Origin of the sequence: Patulibacter americanus DSM 16676 (assembly GCF_000420025.1) — a bacterium.
In the GTDB taxonomy this organism is placed as follows: Bacteria; Actinomycetota; Thermoleophilia; order Solirubrobacterales; family Solirubrobacteraceae; genus Patulibacter; species Patulibacter americanus.
This window is the reverse complement of record NZ_ATUD01000001.1, coordinates 414,418-437,951: the sequence shown is the minus strand read 5'-3', so window position 1 is coordinate 437,951 and position 23,534 is coordinate 414,418. Positions and strand designations below refer to the sequence as shown.

20 protein-coding genes are annotated in these 23,534 nt (G+C 74.7%); 11 read left to right on the top strand and 9 right to left on the bottom strand.

From position 1 onward, the window contains the following. The 5 genes from F593_RS0102105 to F593_RS21730 all read left to right on the top strand — a co-directional run bounded on the left by F593_RS0102105 (position 1) and on the right by F593_RS21730 (position 5,846). Positions 1 to 711, top strand: coding sequence for an ABC transporter ATP-binding protein (locus tag F593_RS0102105; protein WP_022927109.1), 711 nt, complete (start codon positions 1 to 3; stop codon positions 709 to 711). Beyond that, the gene (locus F593_RS0102100) at positions 708 to 917 is read left to right on the top strand and encodes a hypothetical protein (protein ID WP_028721349.1); all 210 of its coding nucleotides are present in this window, start codon (positions 708 to 710) and stop codon (positions 915 to 917) included. Before F593_RS0102105 ends, F593_RS0102100 begins: the two co-directional genes overlap by 4 nt. A gap of 293 nt (positions 918 to 1,210) precedes the next feature. Beyond that, on the top strand, positions 1,211 to 3,772 hold the full coding sequence (clpB, locus tag F593_RS21740; RefSeq protein WP_022927108.1) for an ATP-dependent chaperone ClpB: 2,562 nt from the start codon (positions 1,211 to 1,213) through the stop codon (positions 3,770 to 3,772). A gap of 9 nt (positions 3,773 to 3,781) precedes the next feature. Next, positions 3,782 to 4,129 (top strand): DUF6457 domain-containing protein, encoded by a 348-nt coding sequence (locus F593_RS21735; protein WP_022927107.1) that lies wholly within the window; start codon positions 3,782 to 3,784, stop codon positions 4,127 to 4,129. 193 nt (positions 4,130 to 4,322) lie between these two features. Next, the gene (locus tag F593_RS21730) at positions 4,323 to 5,846 is read left to right on the top strand and encodes an arylsulfotransferase family protein (RefSeq protein ID WP_022927106.1); all 1,524 of its coding nucleotides are present in this window, start codon (positions 4,323 to 4,325) and stop codon (positions 5,844 to 5,846) included. 40 nt (positions 5,847 to 5,886) lie between these two features. On the opposite strand, the gene mobA is transcribed toward F593_RS21730, so the two are convergent. After that, positions 5,887 to 6,603, bottom strand: a complete 717-nt coding sequence (gene mobA / locus F593_RS27630) for a molybdenum cofactor guanylyltransferase (protein WP_022927105.1) — start codon at positions 6,601 to 6,603, stop codon at positions 5,887 to 5,889. Positions 6,604 to 6,676: 73 nt separating this feature from the next. On the opposite strand from mobA, the gene F593_RS0102075 reads away from it, so the two are divergent. Together F593_RS0102075 and F593_RS0102070 are read left to right on the top strand one after the other, a co-directional pair. Continuing rightward, positions 6,677 to 7,909 (top strand): molybdopterin molybdotransferase MoeA, encoded by a 1,233-nt coding sequence (locus F593_RS0102075; RefSeq protein ID WP_022927104.1) that lies wholly within the window; start codon positions 6,677 to 6,679, stop codon positions 7,907 to 7,909. Positions 7,910 to 7,990: 81 nt separating this feature from the next. Next, entirely contained in the window at positions 7,991 to 8,458 is a 468-nt protein-coding gene (locus F593_RS0102070; protein ID WP_022927103.1) for a GNAT family N-acetyltransferase, read from the top strand. A gap of 16 nt (positions 8,459 to 8,474) precedes the next feature. On the opposite strand, the gene F593_RS0102065 is transcribed toward F593_RS0102070, so the two are convergent. Beyond that, positions 8,475 to 8,837 (bottom strand): hypothetical protein, encoded by a 363-nt coding sequence (locus F593_RS0102065; RefSeq protein WP_022927102.1) that lies wholly within the window; start codon positions 8,835 to 8,837, stop codon positions 8,475 to 8,477. Positions 8,838 to 8,920: 83 nt separating this feature from the next. On the opposite strand from F593_RS0102065, the gene F593_RS0102060 reads away from it, so the two are divergent. Both F593_RS0102060 and F593_RS0102055 read left to right on the top strand, forming a co-directional pair. Then, positions 8,921 to 9,211 (top strand): helix-turn-helix transcriptional regulator, encoded by a 291-nt coding sequence (locus F593_RS0102060; protein WP_022927101.1) that lies wholly within the window; start codon positions 8,921 to 8,923, stop codon positions 9,209 to 9,211. Further along, positions 9,208 to 10,251, top strand: coding sequence for a hypothetical protein (locus tag F593_RS0102055; RefSeq protein WP_022927100.1), 1,044 nt, complete (start codon positions 9,208 to 9,210; stop codon positions 10,249 to 10,251). Before F593_RS0102060 ends, F593_RS0102055 begins: the two co-directional genes overlap by 4 nt. Positions 10,252 to 10,270: 19 nt before the next feature. Here F593_RS0102055 and F593_RS0102050 read toward each other — a convergent pair whose 3' ends face one another. The 5 genes from F593_RS0102050 to F593_RS21705 all read right to left on the bottom strand — a co-directional run bounded on the left by F593_RS0102050 (position 10,271) and on the right by F593_RS21705 (position 19,391). Then, positions 10,271 to 10,762 carry an SRPBCC family protein gene (locus F593_RS0102050; protein WP_022927099.1) on the bottom strand — a complete coding sequence of 164 codons (492 nt, stop codon included), beginning with the start codon at positions 10,760 to 10,762 and terminating at the stop codon, positions 10,271 to 10,273. 166 nt (positions 10,763 to 10,928) lie between these two features. After that, positions 10,929 to 14,753 carry a nitrate reductase gene (locus F593_RS27625; protein WP_169449140.1) on the bottom strand — a complete coding sequence of 1,275 codons (3,825 nt, stop codon included), beginning with the start codon at positions 14,751 to 14,753 and terminating at the stop codon, positions 10,929 to 10,931. After that, entirely contained in the window at positions 14,750 to 15,187 is a 438-nt protein-coding gene (locus F593_RS21715) for a Rieske 2Fe-2S domain-containing protein (RefSeq protein ID WP_022927097.1), read from the bottom strand. Before F593_RS21715 ends, F593_RS27625 begins: the two co-directional genes overlap by 4 nt. Continuing rightward, positions 15,180 to 17,777 carry a nitrite reductase large subunit NirB gene (nirB, locus tag F593_RS21710; RefSeq protein WP_022927096.1) on the bottom strand — a complete coding sequence of 866 codons (2,598 nt, stop codon included), beginning with the start codon at positions 17,775 to 17,777 and terminating at the stop codon, positions 15,180 to 15,182. The genes F593_RS21715 and nirB overlap by 8 nt, the downstream gene beginning before the upstream one ends. Positions 17,778 to 17,816: 39 nt before the next feature. Continuing rightward, complete coding sequence (locus F593_RS21705) at positions 17,817 to 19,391, bottom strand: MFS transporter (protein WP_022927095.1); 1,575 nt, start codon at positions 19,389 to 19,391, stop codon at positions 17,817 to 17,819. A gap of 308 nt (positions 19,392 to 19,699) precedes the next feature. Here F593_RS21705 and F593_RS0102025 point away from each other — a divergent pair, with 308 nt between their 5' ends. Continuing rightward, on the top strand, positions 19,700 to 20,086 hold the full coding sequence (locus tag F593_RS0102025) for a DUF1801 domain-containing protein (protein ID WP_022927094.1): 387 nt from the start codon (positions 19,700 to 19,702) through the stop codon (positions 20,084 to 20,086). A 27-nt stretch (positions 20,087 to 20,113) separates the two neighbouring features. Here the strand turns inward: F593_RS0102025 and F593_RS21700 are convergent, their stop codons facing one another. Together F593_RS21700 and F593_RS21695 are read right to left on the bottom strand one after the other, a co-directional pair. Continuing rightward, positions 20,114 to 21,400, bottom strand: a complete 1,287-nt coding sequence (locus F593_RS21700) for a benzoate/H(+) symporter BenE family transporter (RefSeq protein WP_022927093.1) — start codon at positions 21,398 to 21,400, stop codon at positions 20,114 to 20,116. Between the two features lie 11 nt (positions 21,401 to 21,411). After that, on the bottom strand, positions 21,412 to 22,368 hold the full coding sequence (locus F593_RS21695) for a cation diffusion facilitator family transporter (RefSeq protein WP_022927092.1): 957 nt from the start codon (positions 22,366 to 22,368) through the stop codon (positions 21,412 to 21,414). A 144-nt stretch (positions 22,369 to 22,512) separates the two neighbouring features. On the opposite strand from F593_RS21695, the gene F593_RS0102010 reads away from it, so the two are divergent. Next, positions 22,513 to 23,481, top strand: a complete 969-nt coding sequence (locus tag F593_RS0102010) for an NAD(P)/FAD-dependent oxidoreductase (RefSeq protein ID WP_022927091.1) — start codon at positions 22,513 to 22,515, stop codon at positions 23,479 to 23,481. Positions 23,482 to 23,534 lie beyond the last annotated feature (53 nt).

The following is a 23,534-nucleotide window of genomic DNA, read 5'->3' as shown; positions in this document are numbered from 1 at the left end:
ATGGCGCTGCTCGAGGTAGAGGACATCCACACCTACTACGGCAACGTCTCGGCGCTCCGCGGCATCTCGCTGACGGTGGAGGAGGGTGAGATCGTCACCCTCATCGGCGGCAACGGTGCGGGCAAGTCGACGACCCTGCGTTCGATCACGGCGCTGACGCCGGCCCGGACCGGTTCCGTCCGGTTCCTGGACCAGGAGATCACGGCGAGCCAGCCCGCGGACATCGTGGCCCGCGGGATCAGCATGGTGCCCGAGGGCCGGCGGTGCTTCCCGCGCATGACCGTGCGCGAGAACCTGGACCTGGGGGCCTACCTGCGCAAGGACAAGAGCGAGATCTCGTCGGACATCGACCGGATCTTCGAGCTCTTCCCGCGTCTGCAGGAGCGGGAGAAGCAGAAGGCGGGCACGATGTCCGGCGGTGAGCAGCAGATGCTCGCCATCGGCCGCGCGATGATGGCCCGCCCGAAGCTGCTGCTGCTCGACGAGCCGTCCATGGGCCTGGCGCCGCTGTTCGTCGACCGGATCTACGACACGATCCGCGAGATCAACGAGGCGGGGACCACCATCCTCCTCGTGGAGCAGTCCGCCACCCACGCGCTCGCGGTGGCCCACCGGGGCTACGTGCTCGAGACGGGCGAGGTCGCCCTGACCGACACGTCGGAGAGCCTGCGCACCAACACCGACGTCCAGAAGGCGTACCTCGGCGTATGACGATCCTCGCGCTCCTCGGAGCGAAGTCCCTCTACATCATCTTCGTCTGGCTCGGCTCCGCCGCGCTGGCGGGATGGCTGGCCGACCGCAAGGGCTACCCCGAGCGCTGGGGCCTGGCCAGCGGCCTGATCCTCCTGGTGATCGGCCCGCTGATCTGGCTCGTCGTGCCGAAGAAGACCTACGACAAGCCCGCCGCCCGGAAGTAGGCGCGGGCGGTACCCAGCAGGACCCGGCGACGCGGCCGGCCGGGACGACCCGGCCGGCCGCGTCGCGTTCGGGGCCGCCACTGCCGCGGGCGCGCGCGGCCAGGCGGCATCATGGGTGTGTCCGACGCCGCTCCCACGGCGCTTGACATCAGGGCCCACGAAGCGCAAAATCTCAGTGCGGGTGACTGAGATGTTGCCCGCGGAGCACGACGCCGGACCGGACTCGCCGATCGCGAGCCGGGTCCGGCGCCGGAACCCTCCCGTCCGCCCCCCTCACCTCACGGAGAAGGCCCATGCAGTTCGATCGCTTCACCATCAAGACGCAGGAAGCCGTCACGGAGGCCGGGCGGCTGGCCGAGACCGCCCGCAACCCCCAGGTCACGCCCGAGCACCTGCTGCTCGCCCTCCTGGACCAGGACGGTGGCCTCGTCCCGTCCGTCCTGCGCAAGCTCGGCACCCCGCTCGACGAGGTCCGCCGCCCCGTGGACGCGGCGCTCGAGAACCTGCCCAAGGTCACCTCGGGCGGCCAGGCCTCCGGTCCGTCGTCCGAGCTCGTCGCCGTGCTGCGCGCCGGCGAGGAGCAGATGCGCACCATGGGGGACGACTACCTCTCCACGGAGCACGTGCTGCTGGCGCTCGCCGCGCACCCCTCGAAGGCGGGCGACGCGCTGCGCGGTACCGGCGTGACCGGCGACGCCCTCACGAAGGCCGTCTCCGACGTCCGCGGCGGGCACCAGGTCTCGGACCAGAGCCCGGAGGACAAGTTCGAGGCGCTCGAGAAGTACGGCCAGGACCTGACCGAGGCCGCCCGCGAGGGCAAGCTCGACCCGGTCATCGGCCGCGACGAGGAGATCCGCCGGGTCATCCAGGTGCTCTCCCGCCGCCGGAAGAACAACCCGGTGCTGATCGGCGAGCCGGGCGTCGGCAAGACGGCGATCGCCGAGGGCCTGGCCCAGCGCATCGTCGACGGCGACGTGCCCGAGAGCCTGCGCGACCGCAAGGTGATCTCGCTCGACATGGGCTCGATGATCGCCGGCGCGAAGTACCGCGGCGAGTTCGAGGACCGCCTGAAGGCCGTCCTCAAGGAGGTCGCGGACGCCAAGGGCCAGATCGTCATGTTCCTCGACGAGCTCCACACCATCGTCGGGGCGGGCGCGAGCGAGGGCGCGGTCGACGCCGCCAACCTGCTCAAGCCGATGCTGGCCCGTGGCGAGCTGCGCGCGGTCGGCGCCACCACGCTCGACGAGTACCGCAAGTACATCGAGAAGGACGCGGCGCTCGAGCGGCGGTTCCAGCCCGTGCTCGTGGAGGAGCCGACGGTGGAGGACACGATCGCGATCCTCCGCGGGCTCAAGGAGAAGTACGAGAGCCACCACAACGTCGACATCCAGGACGCCGCGCTGATCGCGGCGGCCACGCTGTCGCACCGCCACATCGCCGACCGGCAGCTGCCCGACAAGGCGATCGACCTGATCGACGAGGCCGCGTCGCGGCTGAAGATCGAGATCGACTCCAAGCCGACCGAGATCGACGAGGTCGACCGGCACATCATGCAGCTCGAGATCGAGCGGCTCTCGCTGGAGAAGGAGGAGGACGAGGCCTCGAAGGAGCGCCTCGCCGCCCTGGACCGCGAGCTGGCCGACGAGCGCGAGCGCTCCGCGACGATGACCGCGGAGTGGCAGCGCGAGAAGGAGTCCGTCGACGCCGTCGGGCAGGCGAAGGAGGAGCTCGACCACAAGCGCATGGAGGCCGAGCGGGCGCAGCGCGCCGGCGACCTGCAGCGCGCCGGCGAGCTGACCTACGGCGAGATCCCGGCGCTCGAGCGGCGGATCCAGGAGCTCGAGGCGCAGGCCGCCGAGGTCGACGCGGGGGCGAAGGAGTTCAAGTACCTCGAGAACCGCGTGACGGCCGAGCACATCGCCGAGGTCGTCGGCAACTGGACCGGCATCCCGGTCGCCCGCCTCATGGAGGGCGAGATCGAGAAGCTCGTGCACATGGAGGACCGCCTCCACGACCGGGTCATCGGCCAGGACGAGGCCATCGACGCCGTGTCCGCCGCGATCCGCCGCAGCCGCGCGGGCCTGGGTGACCCCGACCGGCCGATCGGCTCGTTCCTGTTCCTCGGCCCGACCGGCGTCGGCAAGACGGAGCTGGCCCGCGCGCTGGCCCTGTTCATGTTCGACTCCGTCGACGCGATGATCCGCATCGACATGTCGGAGTACATGGAGAAGCACGCGGTCTCGCGGCTGGTCGGTGCGCCCCCCGGATACGTCGGCTACGACGAGGGCGGGCAGCTGACGGAGGCCGTGCGCCGCAAGCCGTACTCCGTGGTGCTGCTCGACGAGGTCGAGAAGGCCCACCCCGACGTGTTCAACATCCTGCTGCAGCTGCTCGACGACGGCCGGCTCACGGACGGCCAGGGCCGCACGGTGGACTTCACGAACACCGTGCTGATCCTGACCTCCAACATCCCCGGCGGCCGGGCCGGCGCCGAGGGGCACTTCCGTCCGGAGTTCATCAACCGGCTCGACGACATCATCGAGTTCCACGCCCTGGACCGGCAGCAGCTCGGGCCGATCGTGACGCTGCAGACCCAGCGCGTGATCGACCGGGCGGCCGAGCGCGGCGTGACCGTGGAGCTGACGGACGACGCGGCCGAGCTGCTGGGCAACCTGGGCTACGACCCGACGTACGGCGCGCGCCCGCTCAAGCGCACGATCCAGAAGCACCTGACCGACCGCCTCGCGCTCGCCCTGCTCAAGGGCGAGATCAAGGACGGCGACACCGCGCGGGTCGGCGCCGCGGACGGCGAGATCACGCTCGAGACCGACCGGGCGGTGGTCGCTGCCGCGTAGGCTGCGCCCATGGCCGACGACACGAGCACCATCCAGGGCTGGCTGGCGACGTTCGCCGCGGAGCTCGGCGGCGAACCGCCGACGCCCGAGGAGCTCCAGGACCTGCTCGACGTGGCCCGCCACGCCGCGCACCGCTCGCAGCGGCAGGCGGCGCCGATCGCGACCTGGATCGCGGGGCGCAGCGGACGGCCGGTCGCCGAGGTGCTCGCGCTCGTCGAGGCGGATCCCCGCCTGTGCGAGCCGGGCGAGGACGCTGACGCCGGACCCGCCGGCGACGGCGGCGCGCTCGGCGGCGGGATCCCGTCGGAGGGCGGCGACGTCCCGCCCGCCGCGCAGCCCGGACCGCCCGAGCGGTAGGTCCCGGGGCCCGGGCGGCGGGGGAGAACGTGGGATCCCGCCGCGGCGTCGCGGGGGAAGGGACCCGGCGCACCCGCGGGACGGCGGTTCCGCCAGGTGTTTGTCGGTAGACCGCAACTTTCGGGGCCGGCGGCGGTCGTACGGGGAGGACCGGCGATCGACGTCGCCGGCCTCGGACCCGTCGAAGGACCCCATGCCCTCACCCTCTCCCCTCTCGCCGTCAGCCTCCCTCGAGGACGGCGGCGCCCCAGCCGCCCGGCTCGCCCGCCACGCCCGACGCACCCGCCGCGCCGTCGTCGTCGGGCTCGGACTCGTCGCCGGATCGGGCGTGCTGGCCTCCGGCGCCTCCGCGTCGCAGGCGTTCCCGAGCCGTCCGGACTTGCGGCCGCCGAGCGTGCAGGTCACGACGAAGGCCCGTTCGACGGCGCCCGGATACGTCTTCGTGGCCCCGAAGGGCGGCGACGAGCAGCGCGGGCCGATGATCTACGACGAGTCCGGGCAGCTCGTGTTCTTCCAGCCCGTGAAGCCGGGAACGACGGTGCTGGACTTCAAGCCGCAGCAGTACCGGGGCCAGCCCGTCCTGACGTGGTGGCACGGCAAGGCCAAGCGCGGGTACGGCTTCGGGCAGGCCGTGATCATGGACGCCGCCTACCACCAGATCGCCACGGTGAAGGCCCAGAACGGCTACCAGATGGACTTCCACGAGTTCACGATCACGCCGCAGGGTACGGCGCTGTTCCTCGCCTACAAGCCGGTCACGCAGGACCTGTCGACCGTGAAGGGCGGGGAGAAGCGCGACCTCGCGATGCGCAACGTGGTGCAGGAGGTCGACATCGCCACGGGCGAGCTGCTGCTGCAGTGGGTGATGAACGAGGACATCCCGCCGACGGAGTCCTACGAGGTCGTCCCGAAGCGCGACGGGTTCCCCTACGACTACATCCACGCGAACTCGGTCAACGTGGACGCCGACGGTCACCTGCTGATCTCGGCCCGCGCGACGCACACGGTCTACAAGGTCGACCGCCGGACGGGGGCGATCATCTGGCGCCTCGGCGGGAAGAAGTCGACGTTCCGGATGGCGAAGGGCACGCGCACCGCCTGGCAGCACGACGCCCACCGTCAGCTCGACGGCACGATCACGACGTTCGACAACAACGCCGACGAGCCCGCGAAGGGCCGGGAGTCCCGCGGCCTGCAGGTGCGGATCGACGAAGCGGACAAGACGGCCTCGTTCGTGCGGCAGTGGACGAACCCGAAGGCCCAGCTCTCGCCGAGCCAGGCCAACATGCAGTTCCTCCCGAACGGCAACGTCTTCATCGGCTGGGGCGGCACGGCCACCAACGTCACCGAGTTCAGCAAGGGCGGCACCGTCCGCTTCGAGGCGCGCTTCACGAACCGCGCGGTCGAGTCCTACCGCGGCTACAAGGCGCCGTGGACGGGCCAGCCGACCTCGGCGCCGAAGCTCGCCGCGAAGCGCAGCGGCCGGGGCACCGCCGTGCGCGTGTCGTGGAACGGCGCGACGACCGTCGCCGCCTGGCGGGTCGTCGGGGGCCCGGCCGGCGGCGCCCTGACGCCCCGCGCCGAGCGCACCCGCACGGGCTTCGAGACGATGGTCCGCTCGCCCGTCGCCGACGAGACCGTCGCCGTCGAGGCGATCGACGCCCAGGGCCGGACCCTCACGCGTTCGAAGGCCGTGGAGGTCGGGACGGAGTGGTAGACGCTGCGGCCGGGTCGCCCGGGCGTGTCCCCTTGGCGGGTCAGCCCGGGGGCGCGGCGGCCCCGGCCGCGCCCGAGTCCGGAGGTGCGGTGTCCCGTGCGCTGTCGAGGTCCTCGGGACGGTTCACGTTGACGAGGTAGGCGGCCGGGTCGCCGAACGCGGCCAGGACGTCGCCGTCGACCGTCACGGCGCCGAGCGCCCGCACGGTGCGGACCACCGGCGCGCCCTCGGCCGCGGCCTGGGCGAGCGCCGGCGCGTGCCGGGGGTCGAACCGGCCGAGCAGCGGATGCAGCCGGCCGGCGCCCTCCACGACGACGAGCGGCTCGGGACGGGCTGCGAGGTGGGCGAGCAGCCCGGGCGGCACGCGGGGCAGGTCGACGGGCAGGACGACCACGGGGACCCCGGCACGGCCCAACGCCGCCGCGACCCCGGCGAGCGGATGGCGCGGCTCGGCCGGCTCGCCCCACCGCTCCGCGTCCGTCCGGGGCAGGAGAGAGTCGTCCTTCGCGACGACGACCGGGATCAGGCCCGCCGACCGCACGGCGGCGACGGCGTGCTCCAGCAGCGGCCGGCCGTCGAGGAGCACGCCGGCCTTCGGCGTGCCCATCCGGCGGCTGCGGCCACCGGCGAGGATCGCCACGACCGCGGCGGGCGGTGTCGCGGCGGGCGCGCGGGGCGGGACGGCGTCGGGCGCGGCGGGCGGTGCGGCGTCGGGCGCGGAGGCGGTGCCGGGCACCGGGGGGCGGGGGGCGGCCACGACCCCAGTCTGACGGGACGCCCGGGACGGGTGGTGTCGCCGCCCCCGGCGGTGCCGCCCGTACGATGCGGCCATGGCGCAGCCCTCGAGCCTCGCGGACGCCCGGGCCGCCGCCGTCGCCCTCGGGGCCGCGGCACCGACGTCGGCCGAGACGCTGCCGTTGGCCGAGGCCGCGGGACGCGTCGCCGCCGAGGACGTGCCGGTGCGGATCGCGCTCCCGCTCTTCGCCGGCTCCGCGATGGACGGCTGGGCGGTTCGTGCGGCGGACGTGGCCGCGGCCAGGGACGACGCCCCCGTCCGGCTGCCGGTGACGGACGAGGCCCGCGCCGGCCACCCCGCGGCGTCGGTCCTCGCGCCGGGCACCGCGGCGCGGATCAGCACGGGGGCCCGGCTCCCGGCCGGCGCCGACGCGGTGGTCCGGGCGGAGGACGCCGAGCACCGGGACGGGGTCGTGGCCGTGCGCGTGGCGGTCGGCCCCGGCGCCGACGTCCGCCGCGCGGGCGAGGACGTCGCCCTCGGCGATCCGGCGGTCGCCGCGGGCGAGCTCCTCCATCCCGGGCGGATCGCGCTCCTCGCGGGCACCGGGATCGCCCGCGTGCGCTGCCGCCGCCGACCGCGGGTGACCCTGATCGTCACGGGCGACGAGGTCGCCGCCGGGGCCGTCGGCGACGGCGAGGTCCACGACGTGAACGGCCCCGCGCTCGCGGCGCTCCTGACGGCGGCGGGCGCGGAGGTCGTCGCGACGGTGCGCGTCGGCGACGACCGCGAGGCGACGCGGCGGGCGTTCGCGCAGGCGGGCGGCGACGTCGTCGTCTCGTGCGGCGGGGTCTCCGTGGGCCCGCACGACCACGTCCGCCCCGCCCTCGCGGCCCTCGGAGCCGAGGAGCACGTCGGCGCTGTGGCGCTCCAGCCCGGGAAGCCGACGTGGATGGGGGCGTTGCCCGGCCCGGATGGCCTGCGGCCCGTCGTCGCGCTGCCCGGCAATCCCGGGGCCGCCGTGGTCTGCGCGACGCTGCTCGTCGTCCCGCTCCTGCGCGCCTGCGAGGGGCGGCCGCCCGCGCCGGCCCGCTACGCGCGGCTCGCCGCGGGGACCCACGGGGACGCGCGACGCGTGCGGGCGCTCCGCGCGACGTTGCGCCCGGACGCCGACGGCGGCTGGACGGCCACGGTCCTCGACGGCCAGCAGCCGCACCGGCTCGGCTCGCTCGCCCGGACGGAGGCGCTTGCGCTCGTGCCGCCGTCGGCGGGGCCGCTGGAGGCGGGGGCCGTGGTCGAGGTGGTGCCGTTGCCAGGGGCGGCGGACTGAGCCGCGCCGCGCCTGACCCGCGGAGACGCCCGCGGCGCACGGCGCCCCGCCTCGATCGGCCGCGACGGCGATCATGGGGGCATGACGGCCGAGAGCATCTCCTTCGACCTCGAGCGCTCCGACAGCCCGGACGCCGTGGCGATGCAGGAGGCGTTCTTCGCCGAGCTGCGGCGACGCTACCCCGAGCGGGAGGACGCGTCGCCGCCGCCCGTCGACCCCGACGAGCTCGTCCCGCCCCGCGGGGCGTGGATCGTCGTCCGCCGGGACGGCGTGCCCGTCGGGTGCGCCGGGATCAAGCCGCTGGACGACGCGACGGGCGAGGTCAAGCGCGTGTACCTGGCACCCGAGGCCCGCGGCGGGGGACTCGCGCGCCGGCTCATGGCCCACCTCGAGGACCGCGCTCGCGGCCTGGGCTACCGCGTGCTGCGTCTCGACACCGGCAGCGCCCAGCCCGAGGCCTACCGCCTGTACACCTCGCTCGGGTATCGCGAGATCGACGACTACAACCAGAACGGCCTGGCGAGCCACTGGTTCGAGCGGGCGCTCTGAGGGCCGCGGCGCACGGTCACTGCGGTCCGCCGCCCGCGAAGAACGCGACGAGGACGACGAGGAGCGCGAGCGCCGGCGCGGCGCCGACGCCCACGATCAGGGTCTCCACGAGCGCGCCCTGGATCCGCTCGCCCGGGCCACGCCGCGGCGTCCGCAGGCCCCGCACCGTCCAGGTCACAGCCGCGTAGGCGGCGAGCATCGCGAGATAGAGGCCCACCGCCCCAGGCGAGAGCCAGGGCTCACCCTCCCGGTCGCTCACCGCGACGGCGACGAACCCGCCTGCGGTCAGCGCCAGGCCGCCGACGATCGCCACCGTCCACCGCAGCGCGCCGAACGCCTCGATGCGCGCCGTGGTCGAGTCGCCGGGGCGGGAGGGCATGCCGGCGAGCGTACTCACGAAGCGCCGGCGGATCAATCGATCTGCTTGTTGTAGAAATACAACACGTCGTCTACGCTGACGACATGGGGCGCAAGCCGAAGACCGAGGACGCACCCCTCCACAACCGGCTGCCCGTCCTGCGTGCGGAGCGCGGGCTCACGCGCAAGGACCTCGCCGAGGCGATCGACGTCAACTATCAGACCGTCGGGTACCTCGAACGCGGTGACTACAGCCCCAGCCTGGACCTTGCGTTTCGGCTCGCCGACTTCTTCGGCCTGCCGATCGAGGCGATCTTCTCGCGGCAGCCGTTCCCGCCGATGTCCCAGCAGATGTACGGCGCGCCCGGCGCCCAGACCCAGGAGCAGGACCGATGAGCCGTTCGACGGATACCCCGACGGACCCCTGGCGCGAGGAGCTGACCCCCCGCAGCCAGGCGAGTCGCCGGCGATGGACGGTCGTCCTCGCCGCGCTGCTCCTCGCGCTCGGCGCCGCCGCGCTCGACGACCGCATCCACGACGCGCTGCTGCGGGACGGGCCCGGGGGGCGGTTCGTCCTCTACGGCCTGCTGCTGTTCATCGTCTTCGGGCTGCTGCGGCGTGGGACCCGTCGCCTGGGCCGGCTGCGCAGCAGCCAGCTCGGTGCGCTGGACGAGCGCGACACGGCGGCGCGCGACCGGGCGTTCCGCCCGGCGTTCGCCCTCTTCCTCGTCGTGGTCGTCGTGACGTTGTGGTCGCTGGACTCGATCCTCCCGCACGCGACGCGCTCTGCGGAGGGGCGGGCGCTCGAGGGTGTCGTGCTGGGCTCGGACGCCGTGACGACGCTCGTCGCCTGGTTCGTCGCGTGGGCGGTGTTCCTGCCGACGGCCGTCCTCGCGTGGCGGGAGCCCGACGCGCCGCCGGTTGACGAGGACGAGCCGCGTCCCGTCCTGTGCGAGCCGGCGCGGGACGGCCTCGTCGCGGCCGCCCTCCTGGCGGGCGCTGCGGTCAGCGCGGCCCTGCCGGACGACCATGGGGTCCTGGAGCTCGTGCTCGCTCCGCTGCCCTTCGTCGTGCTGGCGCTCGCCGTCGGGGTGTTTCGGGGCCGCCGCCACGGGCGCTCGTGGGGGCGGGCGCTGGCCGAGGAGTGGCCGATCGCTGCCGTGCTGCTGATCGTCGCCGCCCTCACGGCGGTGATGCTGGGCGCCGGCAACGTGACGCCAGGCGACGACCAGGGGACGACCGTTCGCGACGACGAGGAGACGGTCGTCACTGGCGAGATGCGCGTGCGCACCGTGATCACGCAGGAGGACGGTCGGCCCGACACCGAACGGACGTGCGTCACCGTCTACGGCGAAGGGGGACGCGAGCTGTCCGGCGCGGCTGCGCGCCGGATGGTCCGCACGCTCGGCGAGCACCCATCCCGCCTCTGCGGCTGAGGCGGGCGCCCCGCTCCCCCTACGGCGCCGCGTAGACGTCCTTCAACGCCGGGTAGTAGTCATCCCACGCGTCCGTCGGCTGCGTGAACGCGACCTCCGCGGCGAGCCGGTCGAGGTAGTAGTGCCAGCCCGGGCCGATGCTCGTGGGGTCGTCCTCGTCGCCGAGGGGCTGGGTAAGCGTGAGGCGGGTGCCGTCGCCGTCGGCCTCGAGGACGACCTCGAGGCTCCACGCGCCGTCGGGGCTGGGGAAGTCGACGACGAGGCGGGTCGGCGGGTCGCACGCCTCGATTGCGACGGGCGCGGCGGGGGCACCCTCCTCGGCGCTCATCACCAGGTCGACCGACCCGGACGCGGGATCGCCGGTCCACGCGCCGATCCAGTGCGCGGTGCGGGTCGACTCCGTCAGGGCCGACCACACCTGGTCGATCGGGGCGTCGAAGGTGCGGACGAACTCGAGTCGCAGCCCGCCGTCCTCGGCGATGGTGCGGCCCGGGGGCGTGGTGGCGGTCATGGGTCGGGCCTCGGGACGGGTGATGGCGCGGGCGGGTGGCCTCCCCATGGGTACCACGGCGGGGGCACGCCGTCGAGCGGGCGAGCGCACCGGCGCGCCGCCCGGCCGGCCGGGCCGGCGCCCGGGGCGCAGGAGCGCCGACCGGCGCGGCGCCGGCACCGCCCCCTCAGTCGCCCGCGACCGCCGTCGTCCGCTCGACCGCCAGCAGCCCCTCGACCCGCGTCGCGCACCCACCGCAGCCGCCTGATGCCCCGGTGGCGTCGCGGACCTCGCGGACGGTGGCGCAGCCGTCGGCGATCGCACCGCGGATCGTGCCCGCCGTGACCTGGTTGCACGAGCAGACGAGCTGGGTGTCCGGCACCGGCCGGGAGGATGTCTCGCCGCCGACGAGCGCGTCCAGCAGCTCCTCCGGGACCGTCGCGCCGCCCACGCCCTGGGGGCCGCCGGCCGTCAGCTCCGTCAGGTCGGGGGCGAGGGCGAGGTCGCCCAGCAGCACGGCGCCCGCGAGGCGGCCGTCGCGCAGCGAGAGCCGCCGGTAGGCGCCGCGGCGGGTGTCGACGGAGATCACCTCGTCGACGTCGTCCTCGTCCGTGTTCGCCCACGGGTGGCCGCAGGCGAAGAGGTCGATGCCGACGATCTTCAGCGTCGTCGCCAGCGGGCTGCCCTGGTAGCCCGCGGGTGCCCCCGCGATCGTGGCCCCGGCGGTGCGGGCCTGGGCCGCGATCGGCGGCCACAGGCCGTAGACGACCCCGCGGTGCTGCGCGCACTCGCCGACGGCCCAGACGTCCGGGGCGCTCGTGCGCAGCTCGTCGTCGACCGTGATGGCGTGGTCGCACGCCAGTCCCGAGCGCTTGCCGACGCGGATCTCGGGTCGGATGCCCGTGGCCATCACGACGAGGTCGGAGGCCAGCTCGTCCCCGTCGGCGAAGCGCACGCCCGAGACGGCGGCACCGCCGACGATCCGCTCCGTCTGCTGCTCGAGCAGGAGCTGGATCCCGAGCTCGCGGATCCGCCGCTCGAGCAGGCGCGCGGCGCCCCGGTCGAGCTGGCGGTCCATGAGCCGGTCGCCCAGGTGGACGATCGTGACGCTCGCGCCGTGCTCCGCCAGGCCGGCCGCGGCCTCGAGGCCGAGCAGGCCGCCGCCGATGACGGTCGCCAGCGCGCCGGGGCGCACCGCGGCGTTCAGCGCGGCGGCGTCCGCGCGGGTGCGGAACGGCACCACGCCGGGCAGGTCGAGTCCGAGGATCGGCGGCATCGCGGGCTGGGAACCCGTGCAGACGACGGCCTTGTCGTAGGGCACGCGCTCGCCGTTCTCGAGCACGACCTCCTTCGCGTCCGTGTCGAGCCGGTGGACCCACGCGCCCAGGCGCAGGTCGACGTCGTGCGCGGCGTACCACTCGGCGGGACGCAGGTCGACGTCGTCGTCGGCGCCGGGCCGCACGAGGTGCGAGATCCGCACGCGGTCGTAGGGCGGGGCGTCCTCACCGGCGAGGATCGTGGTGTCCCAGTGGGCGGACCCGCGGTGGGCGAAGACGGCCTCGAGGACGGCGACCGAGGCCATGCCCCCGCCGACGATCACGAGCCGCTCCCGGCGGCGGGCGGGCGACGGCGACGCGGACACGGGCGACGCGACCGGCCGCGGCGTGCCGGCGGCCCCGGCGCCCCGGCGGTCGCGGCCCTCGTCGTCCGCGGCCGGGGGCGCGACGAGCGCCTCGACGCGCACGGCGATGGCCTTGAGCTCGGGCTGGCGCGACACGGGGTCCGTCGCGTCGTGGCTCAACGCGTTGAGCTGGCCCGCGCCCGCCGGGGCGTGGAGCAACCCCCAGTGGAAGGGCGCGAACGCCACGCCGCGGCGGATCCGCGCGCCGCGGAGGGGCCCGTTGCCGCCGGGCCCGCGATCGCCGCGCCCGTCGCCGCTCGCGCTCCCGTCGTCGCCGTCGTCGACCCGAGCACGCACGAGCACGCTGCCGCGGCGCGAGACGATCCGCACCCGCTCGCCGTCGGTCACGCCGGCGCGCTCCGCGTCGTCGGGGTGGAGCTCGACGAACGGCTCCGGGTCGCCGGCCAGCAGCTCGGGCGCCTTGCCCGTGCGGGTCATCGTGTGCCACTGGCCGCCGGTGCGGCCCGTGGTGAGGATCAGGGGGTGGTCGTCGTCGGGGGCCTCGGCGATCCCGCCGGTGTCGAGCCGGCCGAGCCGCGCCCGGCCCGACGGGGTGGGGAAGCGGTTCTCGGCGTAGAGCCGCGGGCTGTGGGTGGCACGGTCGACGCCGGCGGGCGGCTCGGCCCTCGCGGCGCGGGCCTCGGCGGCGAGCAGCGGGTCACGGGCGTCGGCCTCGCGGCGCGCATCCTCCTCCGTGTAGGGCCAGCGCACGCTCCCCCCGTGCGCGAGCCGCGCGTGGGTCACGCCGGTCTGGTCGCACGTGCGCCCCGCGGTCAGGCCGACGAACTCCGCGTGCACCGCCGCGGCGTCCGGCCAGGCGAACTGCTCCTCCCAGCCGAGCGCGGCGGCGAGCTTCGCCAGGATCCGCCAGTCCGGCAGCGCCTCGCCGGGCGGCTGCAGCGCCTGGCGCATCAGCGTGATCCGGCGCTCCGAGCTGGTGGTGGTGCCCGCCTTCTCCGGCCACTGGGCGGCAGGCAGCACCAGGTGGGCGAGCGCCGTGGTCTCGGTCGGGTGGTACGCGTCCTGGACGACGACGAGCTCGGCCCGGCGCAGCGCCTCGGCGACCTTCGCCGAGTCCGGGAGGGAGACCGCGGGGTTCGTGGCCATGATCCAGACGGCCTTGACGGTGCCGTCGTGGAGTGCGTCGACCAGGTCGGTGGCGACGAGACCGGGCCGCTCGCTGACGCCCGCGGCGGTCGGGGGCAGGCGCCAGTAGGTGTTGACGGCCTCGCGGTCCTCCGCCGAGCGCGCGTCGCGGTAGCCGGGCAGCATCCCGGCGAGGCCGCCGACCTCGCGGCCGCCCATCGCGTTGGGCTGGCCCGTGAGCGAGAGGGGGCCCGCGCCGGGCCGGCCGATCTGGCCCGTCGCGAGGCAGAGCGCGTGCAGGGCGCGGTTCTTGTCCGTGCCGACCGTGGACTGGTTGGCGCCCATCGTCCAGCACGTCATCGCGGCGCCGGCGGTGGCGAACCGGCGCGCGGCGTCGACGAGCAGCGTCTCGTCCACGCCGGAAACCTGTGCGGCGCGCTCGGGCGGCCACTCCGCGACCTGGGCCCGCAGCTCGTCCCAGCCCTCGACGTGGTCGGCGAGGTAGACGTCGTCCGTCAGGCCGTCGCGCTCGATGACGTGGAGCATCCCGAGCAGGAGCGGGACGTCGCCGCCGGGCAGGACGGGCAGGTGCAGATCGGCCTCGGCCGCGGTCGTCGTGCGGCGCGGGTCGACGACGATGACCTGGCAGCCCGGGCGGTCCGTGCGGCGTTGCGCGGCCTTGATGCGCTGCCACACGATGGGGTGGCAGGCGGCGGTGTTCGAGCCGAGCAGCAGGATGCAGTCGGCCTGGTCGAGGTCGTCGTAGCTCGGCAGTGGGCCGTCCGTGCCGAACGTCGCCTTGTAGCCCGCGACCGCCGAGCTCATGCAGAGCCGCGAGTTCGAGTCCACGGTGTTCGTGCCGAGGAACCCCTTCGCCAGCTTGTTGACGACGTAGTAGTCCTCCGTCAGCAGCTGGCCAGAGACGTAGAACGCGACGGCCTCGGGGCCGTGCTCGTCGACGATCGCCCGCAGGCGCCCCGCCGCCCAGCCGATGCCCTCGTCCCACGAGACGTCGCGCCACGGGCCGTCGGGGCGGTCGCGGCGCTGGGGGACGGTTGCTCGGTCGCGCGCGTGGATCGCGGAGGGGAGCGCGAGCGGCTTGGCGCACGTGCGGCCGCGGTTGACGGGGTGCTCCGGGTCGCCCTCGACGCGCACGAGCCGCCCGTCGGCGACGGTCGCCTGCAGGCCACAGCCGACGCCGCAGTACGGGCAGCCGGTGCGGACCGTGCGCTCGGCGCCGGTCACGCGGGCGCCGCCGGCCGGACCGGGGTGGGACCGGGAGCGGCCGCCCGCGACGCGGCGCGCTCGGGCTCCCGGTGGCCGTCGCACGCGCCGGCGAGCCGCACCCACAGCCGCCCGCCCTGCTCGACGACGTGGTGGATCGGCATCGTGGCGTCCTGCCCCGCGACCTCGCCCGTGCGCAGGTTCAGGCGCCAGTTGTGCAGCGGGCACGTCACGCAGTCGTCGGCGACGATGCCGTCGGAGAGCGGCCCTCCCTTGTGCGGGCACGCGGCGTCGGTGGCGGCGAACCGGTCGGGCAGGCGGAAGACGGCCACGCGCCGGCCGTCGACCGTGGCGCGGCGGCCCTCCAGGCGCGGCACGTCGGCCGCGGCACCGACGTCGACGAACCCCTCCTCGCGCAGCTCGTCGGCGGTGCAGGGGGTGGCGACGTCAAGCATCGGTGGCCTTCCGGGTCGTGGCGCCGACGACGCGCTGGATCGAGAGGCGCGCGCCCTGGCCGCCGGCATCCTCGCCCTCGACGCTCGCGATCTCGGGCTTCTCGGCGCCGGGCGGCGGGCCGACCATCGCGGTGACCTCCGTGTCGAGCTCGGAGAACTGCTTCGGAACGGCGGGGGCACGGCGCTCGCGCCACGGGTCGGGGTCGCACGCGGCCTTCGCGATCCGGAACCGCTCGCGCAGCCGGTCGGGCTCGCCGGACTCCTCGTTCAGGACGGCCTCCTTGATCGTGTCGAGGCCGACGCGGTCGACGAAGGGGGCGGTGCGCTCGAGGTACTCGCCGTGCTCGCGGTAGTACTGGAGGAACACGATTGCCACGTCGAGCGCGCGGTCCTTCGTATCGACGCGGGCCAGGAGCTGCGTCTGACGTACCGTGCCGGCGCCGGCGCCGCCGATCGACACCTCCCAGCCGCCCTCGATCGCCACGATCCCGATGTCCTTGATGAGCGACTCGGCGCAGTTGCGGGGGCAGCCCGAGACCGCGAGCTTGACCTTGTGGGGGGTGTAGAGCCCCTCGATCATCTGCTCGAGCTCGACCCCCGCGTTCATGGAGTCGCCGAGGCCGAAGCGGCAGAACTGGTTGCCGACGCAGGTCTTGACGGTGCGGACCGACTTGGCGTAGGCGTAGCCCGACGGCATGTCCAGCGCCTCCCAGACGGCGGGGAGGTCCTCCTTCTTGATGCCGAGCAGGTCGATCCGCTGGCCGCCGGTGACCTTGACGCAGGGGACGTCGAACTTCTCCGCCACGTCGGCGATCCGGCGCAGCTCGGACGGGGTGGTGACGCCGCCGCGCATCCGCGGGACGACGGAGAACGTGCCGTCCTTCTGGATGTTGCCGTGCACCCGGTCGTTGATGAACCGGGCGTGCCGCTCCTCGCGGTGCTGGTTGTGGTTGACCTCGGAGACGAGGTAGGCGAGGCCCGGCTTGCAGGCGCCGCACTCGCGCCCGGCGCCGCACGTCTTCGAGAGCTCGGAGACGGAGTCGATGCCCTGCTCGCGGACGACGGCGGCGAGGTCCTCGCGGGTCTGCTTGCGGCACGGGCAGAGGTACGTGGCCTCGTCGACCTTCCCGCCGCGGACGACCTTGAGGATCTCGGACACGGTCGGCTTGCACGAGCCGCAGCCGGCGCCGGCGCGCGTCTTCGCCACGACCTCCTGGGTCGAGCCGAGGTCGTGCTCCTGGATCGCCTTCACGATCTCGCCCTTGCAGACCCCGTTGCAGTTGCAGACCTGTGCGGTGTCGGGCAGGTCGGCGGGGGAGGCCTGCGACGCCTCGGCCAGCAGCGCGAGCGGATCGGGCACGTCGATGGCGTGCTTCACGCCGTCGAGCAGCAGCTCGTGGCCGCGGGTGTCGCCCATGAGGATCGCGCCGGCGAGCTTGCCGTCGCGGACCACGAGCTTGCGGTAGACACCGCTCTCGCGGTCGTGGACGGCGGCCGACGTCGCGTGGCCCATCGCGGGCGTGGCGCCCCCGCCGCCCGAGGCGTCGGCGTCGCCGATCGACACGAGGTCGACGCCCATGACCTTGAGCTTCGCGGAGAGGATCGAGCCCTCGTACGGCGCGGGGTGGCCGAGCACTTCGGTGTCCTCGCCGGCCGCGTCGAGCATCAGCACCGTCTGCGCCGCGACCTCCGCCTGCTCGTGGATCGGCGCGACGATGCCGTAGACGTGGCCGCGGTGCTGGGCGCACTCGCCGACGGACAGCACCCGCGGGTGCGAGGTGATCATGCGGTCGTCGACGACGATCCCGCGCTCGACGTCCAGGCCGGACGCCTTCGCCAGGTCGGTGCGCGAGCGGATGCCGATCGCGACGACGACCAGGCCGCACTCGATCTGGGTGTCGTCGGCGAAGCGCAGGCCGCGCACGCGGTCGGGACCGAGGATCAGGCGCGTCTGGCGCTCGAGCAGCACCTTCACGCCCAGGCCCTCGAGCGCCGGCTCGAGCAGCTCGGCGGCGGGGTCGTCGAGCTGGCGCTCCATGAGCCGGTCCATGAGGTGGACGACCGTGGCGCTCGCGCCCTGGGACGCGACGCCGTAGGCGGCCTCGAGGCCCAGCAGGCCGCCGCCGATGACCGCGACCTCGGTGCCCTCGGCCGCCGCGCGGCGGATCGTCTGGCAGTCCTCCGGGCCGCGGAACGGGATCACGCCCGGCAGGTCGATCCCCGGCAGCGGCGGCATCAGCGGCGCGGAGCCCGTGCAGAGGACGGCGCGCCCGAAGCTCAGCGCGCGGCCCGACGCCAGGACGGCTGTGCCGGCGTCGGCGTCGAGCGCCGTGACACGGTCGCCGACGATCGCGTCGACCGCCTGGTCGGTGTACCACTCCTCCGGCCGGAGCTGCAGCTCGGCCGGGTCCTTCCCGTCCACGAGCAGGTGGGAGAGGGACACGCGGTCGAACGGCAGCCGGGGCTCCTCGCAGACCATCGCGATCGAGAGCTCGGCGCTGCGGTCGCGGACGGCCTCGCAGACGGCCTGGCCGGCGATGCCGCCGCCGATCACCAGGACGTCGGTGTGGGTGGTGAGGGTGTCGGTCATGTGCGTCTCGTTCTCGGGAGGAGGGCGGGGCGGCGGGGACTAGACGGACGCGCCGGCGAGGCTCGGCACGCGGCCGGTCGCGCCGGAGCGGCGGAGGTAGAAGGCCCAGGTCATGCCGGCCATGACGAGGTAGGCGCCGAGGAAGACCCAGAGCGCGCCGGTCGACCAGTCCGCGTTGGCCGCGGCGACCTGGACCTTCTCGGCGGGCGTCTCGGCCGCCTTGACCGCGGCGGTGACGCCGAGGCTGGCCTGGCGGAAGGCGAGCTGGATGAGGAACCCGCCGAGCGCGCCGATCGCGCCGGCGATGCCGATCACGGCCGCAGCCTGACGCTTGAAGCTGAGCGTCGTCGCGGCGTCCGTGCCCTGCTGACGGCCGAGCGTCGCGAAGATCGCGGGGATCATCCGGTACGTCGAGCCGTTGCCGGCGCCGGCGAGGAAGAAGATCACGCAGAACGCGCCGAAGAAGAGGCCGAAGGAGCGCTCGTTGACGCCGACGATCGCGAGGATCGTGAAGACCGCCATGCCGAGGAAGCAGGCGAGGGTGACGCGGGCGCCGCCCAGCCGGTCCGACAGCCAGCCGCCGATGGGTCGCGCGATCGAGCCGATCAGCGCGCCGACGAAGCCGAGCCCCGCCAGGTAGGTGGCGATGAACGGGTGCCCGGCCAGGAACTCCGGGAACGTGTTCTTGATGACCAGCGGCAGCGCGAAGGAGTAGCCGATGAAGCTGCCGAACGTGCCGATGTAGAGCACCGACATGATCCAGGCGTGCGGCTGCTTCGCGGCCCGGACGTACGAGGCCTTGTCGGACTTCGCCTGCGTGAGGCTGTCCATGTAGAGGTACGCGCCCAGCGCCGCGATCACGATGAACGGGATCCAGATCAGGCCGGCGTAGGCCAGGTGGACCTCGTGCGGGGTGGCCTTCACGGCCGCCGCGGGGACGCCCACGATGATCACGAGCGGGACGACGAGCTGGGCGACCGCGACGCCGAGGTTGCCGCCGGCGGCGTTCAGGCCGAGCGCCGCACCCTTGTGCTTCTCGGGGTAGAAGTAGGAGATGTTGGCCATGGAGGAGGAGAAGTTGCCTCCGCCGACGCCGGCCGTCGCGGCGCAGAGCATGAGCACCCAGAGCTGCGTGTCGTGGCTCTGGTCCGCGAGCCAGCCGCTGGGCACGACGATCGCCAGCAGCAGCGCCGGGACGAACAGGAGCGACGCGCTGATCACCGTCCACGCCCGGCCACCGAAGCGCGGGACCGCGAAGGTGTAGGGAATGCGCAGGAACGAGCCGACGAGGTTCGGCAGCGCCGTCAGCCAGAACAGCTCGGACAGGCTGAGCGCGATCCCGACGTTGGCGAGGTTGATGGCGACGACGCCCCAGACGACCCAGAGCGAGAAGCCGATGTGCTCGGCGAAGATCGAGAACGCGAGGTTCTTGCGGGCGATGCGCTTGCCGCCGCCCTCCCAGAACGCCTCGTCGTCGGGGTCCCAGTCCTCGATCCAGCGGCCACGCCGCGTGTGGTCCGGTGGGCGCGTGGCCGACGGCGGCGTGCCGGGCCCGTCGGCGGGGGTGAGCTCGCGCTCGTGCAGGTCGGTGGGGGCGGAGGTGGTGGTGCTCATGGCGTGCGTTCCTGTGGGTGGGGACGACACGAACGAGGCTAGGAGTGGTCCGCCGCCGCGCCCTTGTCCCGACGGGAGAGGTTGGGTGGGCAGGGTTGTCCCGTCGTTCTTGGACGGGTGGACGGGGTCGGGTGTCCCGCTGGACAAGGCGTGCGGTTCTCCCTGCACAGCGGGCCTTTTCCCGGACCAGTGGCGGCGGTGAGTCGACGTACGCGCGGGCCGGTGGACGGCGTAGGGTGCGGGTGGTGCGGCGCGACCGGCTCGCCCGGGACCGATGAGTCGCGGCCCGGCGCGCGGTCCCAGGACGCATGAGCGACAACCGCAGCCCCGCCGTCGACACGTACCTGGCCGGCCTCGATCACCCGCGCCGCGACGACGTGGCGGCGCTGCGCGCGACGCTGCTCGACGCGGACCCCGGGCTGTCGGAGTCCGTGAAGTGGAACGCGCCGAACCTGCGCTACGCCGGCGAGGACCGCGCGACGTTCCGCCTGCACCCGGGCGGCCGGTTCCAGCTCGTCCTCCATCGCGGCGCGAAGGTGCGCGCCGACGCCGACGCGTTCTCCTTCGACGACCCGACCGGCCTGGTCGCGTGGGCGACGCCGGACCGCGGGGTGCTCACGCTGGACGACGCGCTGGGGCGGCCGGACGGCGAGGCGGCCGTCGTCGACCTCGTGCGGCGCTGGGTGCGGGCGTAGGGGCCGGCCGCGTCGCCCCGGCGGCCCTCAGGCCGTCGTCGTCCGCCGCGCCCGTTCCCGCCGCACGAGGTGCACGACCAGCCCCGTCACCAGCCCCCAGAACGCCCCGCCGATCCCCAGCGTGGAGACCCCGGAGGCCGCCACCACGATCGTCGCGACGGCCGCGGGGCGGTGGTCGGCCTCGTTCAGCGCCGAGCCGAGGGACGACTCGAGCGCGCCGAGCAGCGCCAGGCCGGCGACGGCCTCGACGAGCACGGGCGGCGCGGCGGCGACGAACGCGACGACCACCCCGGCGAGCAGGCCGAGCAGCAGGTACGTCAGCCCGGCCGTGAAGGCGGCGAACCAGCGACGCTCGTGGGGCCCGGCGTCTGGCCCCGCGACGAGCGCGGCCGAGATCGCCGCGAGGTTGATCGCGTGGCCGCCGAAGAACGCGGCGACCGTCGAACCGACGCCGGTGGAGAGCAGCACGGGGCGGACGGGCGTGCGGTAGCCGAAGCTCGCCAGCACGCCGATGCCCGCCACGTTCTGGGACGCCATCGTGACGAGGAAGAGGGGGATCGCGATGCCGACGATCGCGCCGACCTCGAACCGCGGCGCGACGACCTCCGGCCGCGGCCACAGCCCGGACGCGGGGCCGAGCTGCAGGTCGCCCGAGACGGCGACGACCACCACGAGCGCGACCAGCGCCCCCGGGACCGCGAGCCGCCGGGCTACCAGCATGAGGAGGCCCCAGACGGCGATCACGGGCAGCGCCTGCGCGGGCAGCTCCGCCACCGCACGGGCCGGGCCGAAGCAGACGGGCAGGAGGATCCCGGCGGTCATCGCGGCGGCCAGCGGCACCGGGATCGCAATGACGGCCCGGGTCAGGGCGTCCCACAGGCCCGCCGCCGCGAGCAGCACGCCGCAGACGACGAACGCGCCGACGGCGGCCGCGAAGCCGCCGGAGGGCTCGCCGGCGGCGACGAGCAGCGCGGCGCCGGGCGTGGACCACGCGACGCTCAGCGGCAACCGCGTGCGCCAGGCCAGGCCGGCGCCGACGACGCCGAGCGCGAGGCTGAGGAGGAGGACGCCCGAGGCCGCCTGGTCCGCGTCGGCGCCGACCGCCCGCAGGCCGGCGAGCACGACGGTGACGGACCCGACGAACCCGACGAGCGCCGCGACGACTCCCGCGGGGCCGGCGCGTCCGTCGTCGGCCGGCGCCCGCCCGGGCGCGCCGCCCGGCGACGCCCGGTGCGCGTCGTCCGGCGTCGGCCCGTCGCCGGTCGTCGGCCTCTCGGCGGGTGGTCGGGCGGGATCGGGTGGCGTCGCGCCCACGCCGCGGGACCCTACCCCCGTAGCGGTTGGATCGTGAGCAGGTCGCCGCGCTCGTGGTCGACCTGCAGGGTGGTGTGCTCGATCCCGAAGTCCGCGTGGATCAGGTGCTCGAGGTCGCGCCGGGTGCCGTGGCAGTCCTGGCCGTCGCGGACGAGGACGTGGGCGGAGAGCATCGGGAACCCCGAGGTCAGCTCCCACACGTGGAGGTCGTGGACCTCGGCGACGCCCGGCTGGCCGGCGAGCCTGCGGCCGATCTCGTCCGGGTCGATGCCCCGCGGGGCGGCCTCGAGGAACACGCGCCCCGACGCCTTCACGAGGCCGTAGCCCGAGCGGACCATGAGCCCGGCGATGACCAGCGAGATCAGCGGGTCGGCGCGCACGAACCCGGTCAGCATGATCACCGCGGCCGCCACCGCGGTGCCGATGAACGCGTAGAGGTCGGTCAGCACGTGCTGGTAGGAGCCCTCGACGTTCAGGCTGCGCCGGTCGGCCTGCGCCAGCACCCAGGTGGCGGCGAGGTTGACGCCGATGCCCGCGATCGCGACGACGAGGATCAGGCCGCCCTCGACGGGCGGTGGATCGAAGAGGCGCCGCACGCCCTCGAACGCGATCACGGCGGCGAGCACGAGCAGCGTCACGCCGTTGATCTGCGCCGCGAGGATCTCGACGCGCTTGAGCCCGAAGGTCATCGCCCCCTTCGCCGGCCGCCGCGCCAACCGCGCGGCCACGAGGGAGAGGGCGATCGCCGCGGCGTCCGTGAGCATGTGCGCCGCGTCCGAGAGCAGCGCGAGGGAGCCGATGAGGAGGCCGGCGACGACCTCGACGGCCATGAATCCGAGGATCAGCGCGAGCGCGACGACTAGCTTCGGCACGTTCGCGTCGGCGGAGACGCCGTGGTCGTGCCCGTGGCCCCCACCGCCGTGGTCGTGGGCGTGCCCGCCGCCGTGCGCGTGCGACGCGGCGCTCATCGGGGCGTCGTGGGTCGGGGTGACCGCATGGGAAGGAGCGTCCCACCCTGGCCCGCGAGATGGAGTCTCAGCTTTCGCGGCCATCCGTTTGCCCGCTTGGCAACCCTGCTTGTCAGGATGTGGTCGCTGGAGCACCATGGAGTCATGGAGCACACCGATCGCCAGGACGCACCCGCCGACGAGCGCTGGGAGGTGGTGATCGTCGGGGGCGGCGCCGCCGGGCTCAGCGCCGCACTCGTGCTCGGCCGCGCGCGGCGCTGGACCCTCGTGCTCGACGCGGGTGAGCAGAGCAACCGGCCGGCGCACGGCATCGGCGGGCTGCTCGGCCACGACGGCCTGCCGCCCGCCGAGCTGTACCGCAAGGGCCGCGAGGAGCTGCGCGCCTACCCCTCCGTCGAGGTGCGGGACGCGCGGGTCACGGGCGGCGCCCCCGAGGAGGGCGGCGGGTTCGTCCTCTCCACGGCCGACGGCGACGTCGTGCGCGCGGAGCGGGTCGTGCTCGCGACGGGGATGACCTACGCCGTACCCGACCTGCCCGGCCTGGCGCCGCTCTGGGGCGACACCGCCTTCCACTGCCCGTACTGCCACGGCTGGGAGGCCCGCGACGGCGCGCTGGCCGTGCTCGGCGCCGACCACGGCGTGCACCGCGCGCTGCTGCTGCAGGGCTGGAGCCGCGACGTCGTGCTGCTCACGGACGGCCCGGCCGAGCTCGACGACGCGGAGCGCTCCGTCCTCTGGTCCGCGGGCATCCCGGTCGTCGAGCGCCCCGTCGCCGGGGTCACGGCGCGGGACGGCAAGCTGTCCGCCGTCGTCTTCGCCGACGGCGGCGAGCTGCCCCGCGACGGCCTGCTCGTCTTCACGCCGCTGGCGCAGCGGACCGGGCTGGCGGAGGAGCTCGGGGCGGTGCTGGACGAGCGCGGCGCGGTCGACGTCGACGGGTTCGGCCGCACCACCGTCCCGGGGCTCTACGCGGCCGGCGACGTCTCGACCCTGATGCCGCAGGTGGCCACGGCCGTCGCCGAGGGCTCCCGCGTCGCGGCCGTGCTCAACGGCGACGTCCTGGCCGAGCACCACGGGATCGCGCCGATGATCCCGGCGCGCGCGGCCGCCTGACGGGCGGCGGCGCTGGCCGGCCCGCCCGCCGAGCCGCCCACCGATCGCCCGGC

What these genes read in the sequence shown, in the direction of transcription:
- F593_RS0102010 (WP_022927091.1), top strand. Translation starts at nt 22,513, where the DNA reads ATGGAGCACACCGATCGCCAGGACGCACCCGCCGACGAGCGCTGGGAG.
- F593_RS21730 (WP_022927106.1), top strand. Translation starts at nt 4,323, where the DNA reads ATGCCCTCACCCTCTCCCCTCTCGCCGTCAGCCTCCCTCGAGGACGGC.
- F593_RS0102075 (WP_022927104.1), top strand. Translation starts at nt 6,677, where the DNA reads ATGGCGCAGCCCTCGAGCCTCGCGGACGCCCGGGCCGCCGCCGTCGCC.
- clpB (WP_022927108.1), top strand. Translation starts at nt 1,211, where the DNA reads ATGCAGTTCGATCGCTTCACCATCAAGACGCAGGAAGCCGTCACGGAG.
- F593_RS21715 (WP_022927097.1), bottom strand. Translation starts at nt 15,187, where the DNA reads ATGCTTGACGTCGCCACCCCCTGCACCGCCGACGAGCTGCGCGAGGAG.
- F593_RS0102055 (WP_022927100.1), top strand. Translation starts at nt 9,208, where the DNA reads ATGAGCCGTTCGACGGATACCCCGACGGACCCCTGGCGCGAGGAGCTG.
- F593_RS21705 (WP_022927095.1), bottom strand. Translation starts at nt 19,391, where the DNA reads ATGAGCACCACCACCTCCGCCCCCACCGACCTGCACGAGCGCGAGCTC.
- F593_RS0102050 (WP_022927099.1), bottom strand. Translation starts at nt 10,762, where the DNA reads ATGACCGCCACCACGCCCCCGGGCCGCACCATCGCCGAGGACGGCGGG.
- F593_RS0102060 (WP_022927101.1), top strand. Translation starts at nt 8,921, where the DNA reads ATGGGGCGCAAGCCGAAGACCGAGGACGCACCCCTCCACAACCGGCTG.
- F593_RS0102025 (WP_022927094.1), top strand. Translation starts at nt 19,700, where the DNA reads ATGAGCGACAACCGCAGCCCCGCCGTCGACACGTACCTGGCCGGCCTC.
- F593_RS0102070 (WP_022927103.1), top strand. Translation starts at nt 7,991, where the DNA reads ATGACGGCCGAGAGCATCTCCTTCGACCTCGAGCGCTCCGACAGCCCG.
- F593_RS0102100 (WP_028721349.1), top strand. Translation starts at nt 708, where the DNA reads ATGACGATCCTCGCGCTCCTCGGAGCGAAGTCCCTCTACATCATCTTC.
- F593_RS0102105 (WP_022927109.1), top strand. Translation starts at nt 1, where the DNA reads ATGGCGCTGCTCGAGGTAGAGGACATCCACACCTACTACGGCAACGTC.
- F593_RS0102065 (WP_022927102.1), bottom strand. Translation starts at nt 8,837, where the DNA reads ATGCCCTCCCGCCCCGGCGACTCGACCACGGCGCGCATCGAGGCGTTC.
- F593_RS21695 (WP_022927092.1), bottom strand. Translation starts at nt 22,368, where the DNA reads ATGAGCGCCGCGTCGCACGCGCACGGCGGCGGGCACGCCCACGACCAC.
- F593_RS21735 (WP_022927107.1), top strand. Translation starts at nt 3,782, where the DNA reads ATGGCCGACGACACGAGCACCATCCAGGGCTGGCTGGCGACGTTCGCC.
- nirB (WP_022927096.1), bottom strand. Translation starts at nt 17,777, where the DNA reads ATGACCGACACCCTCACCACCCACACCGACGTCCTGGTGATCGGCGGC.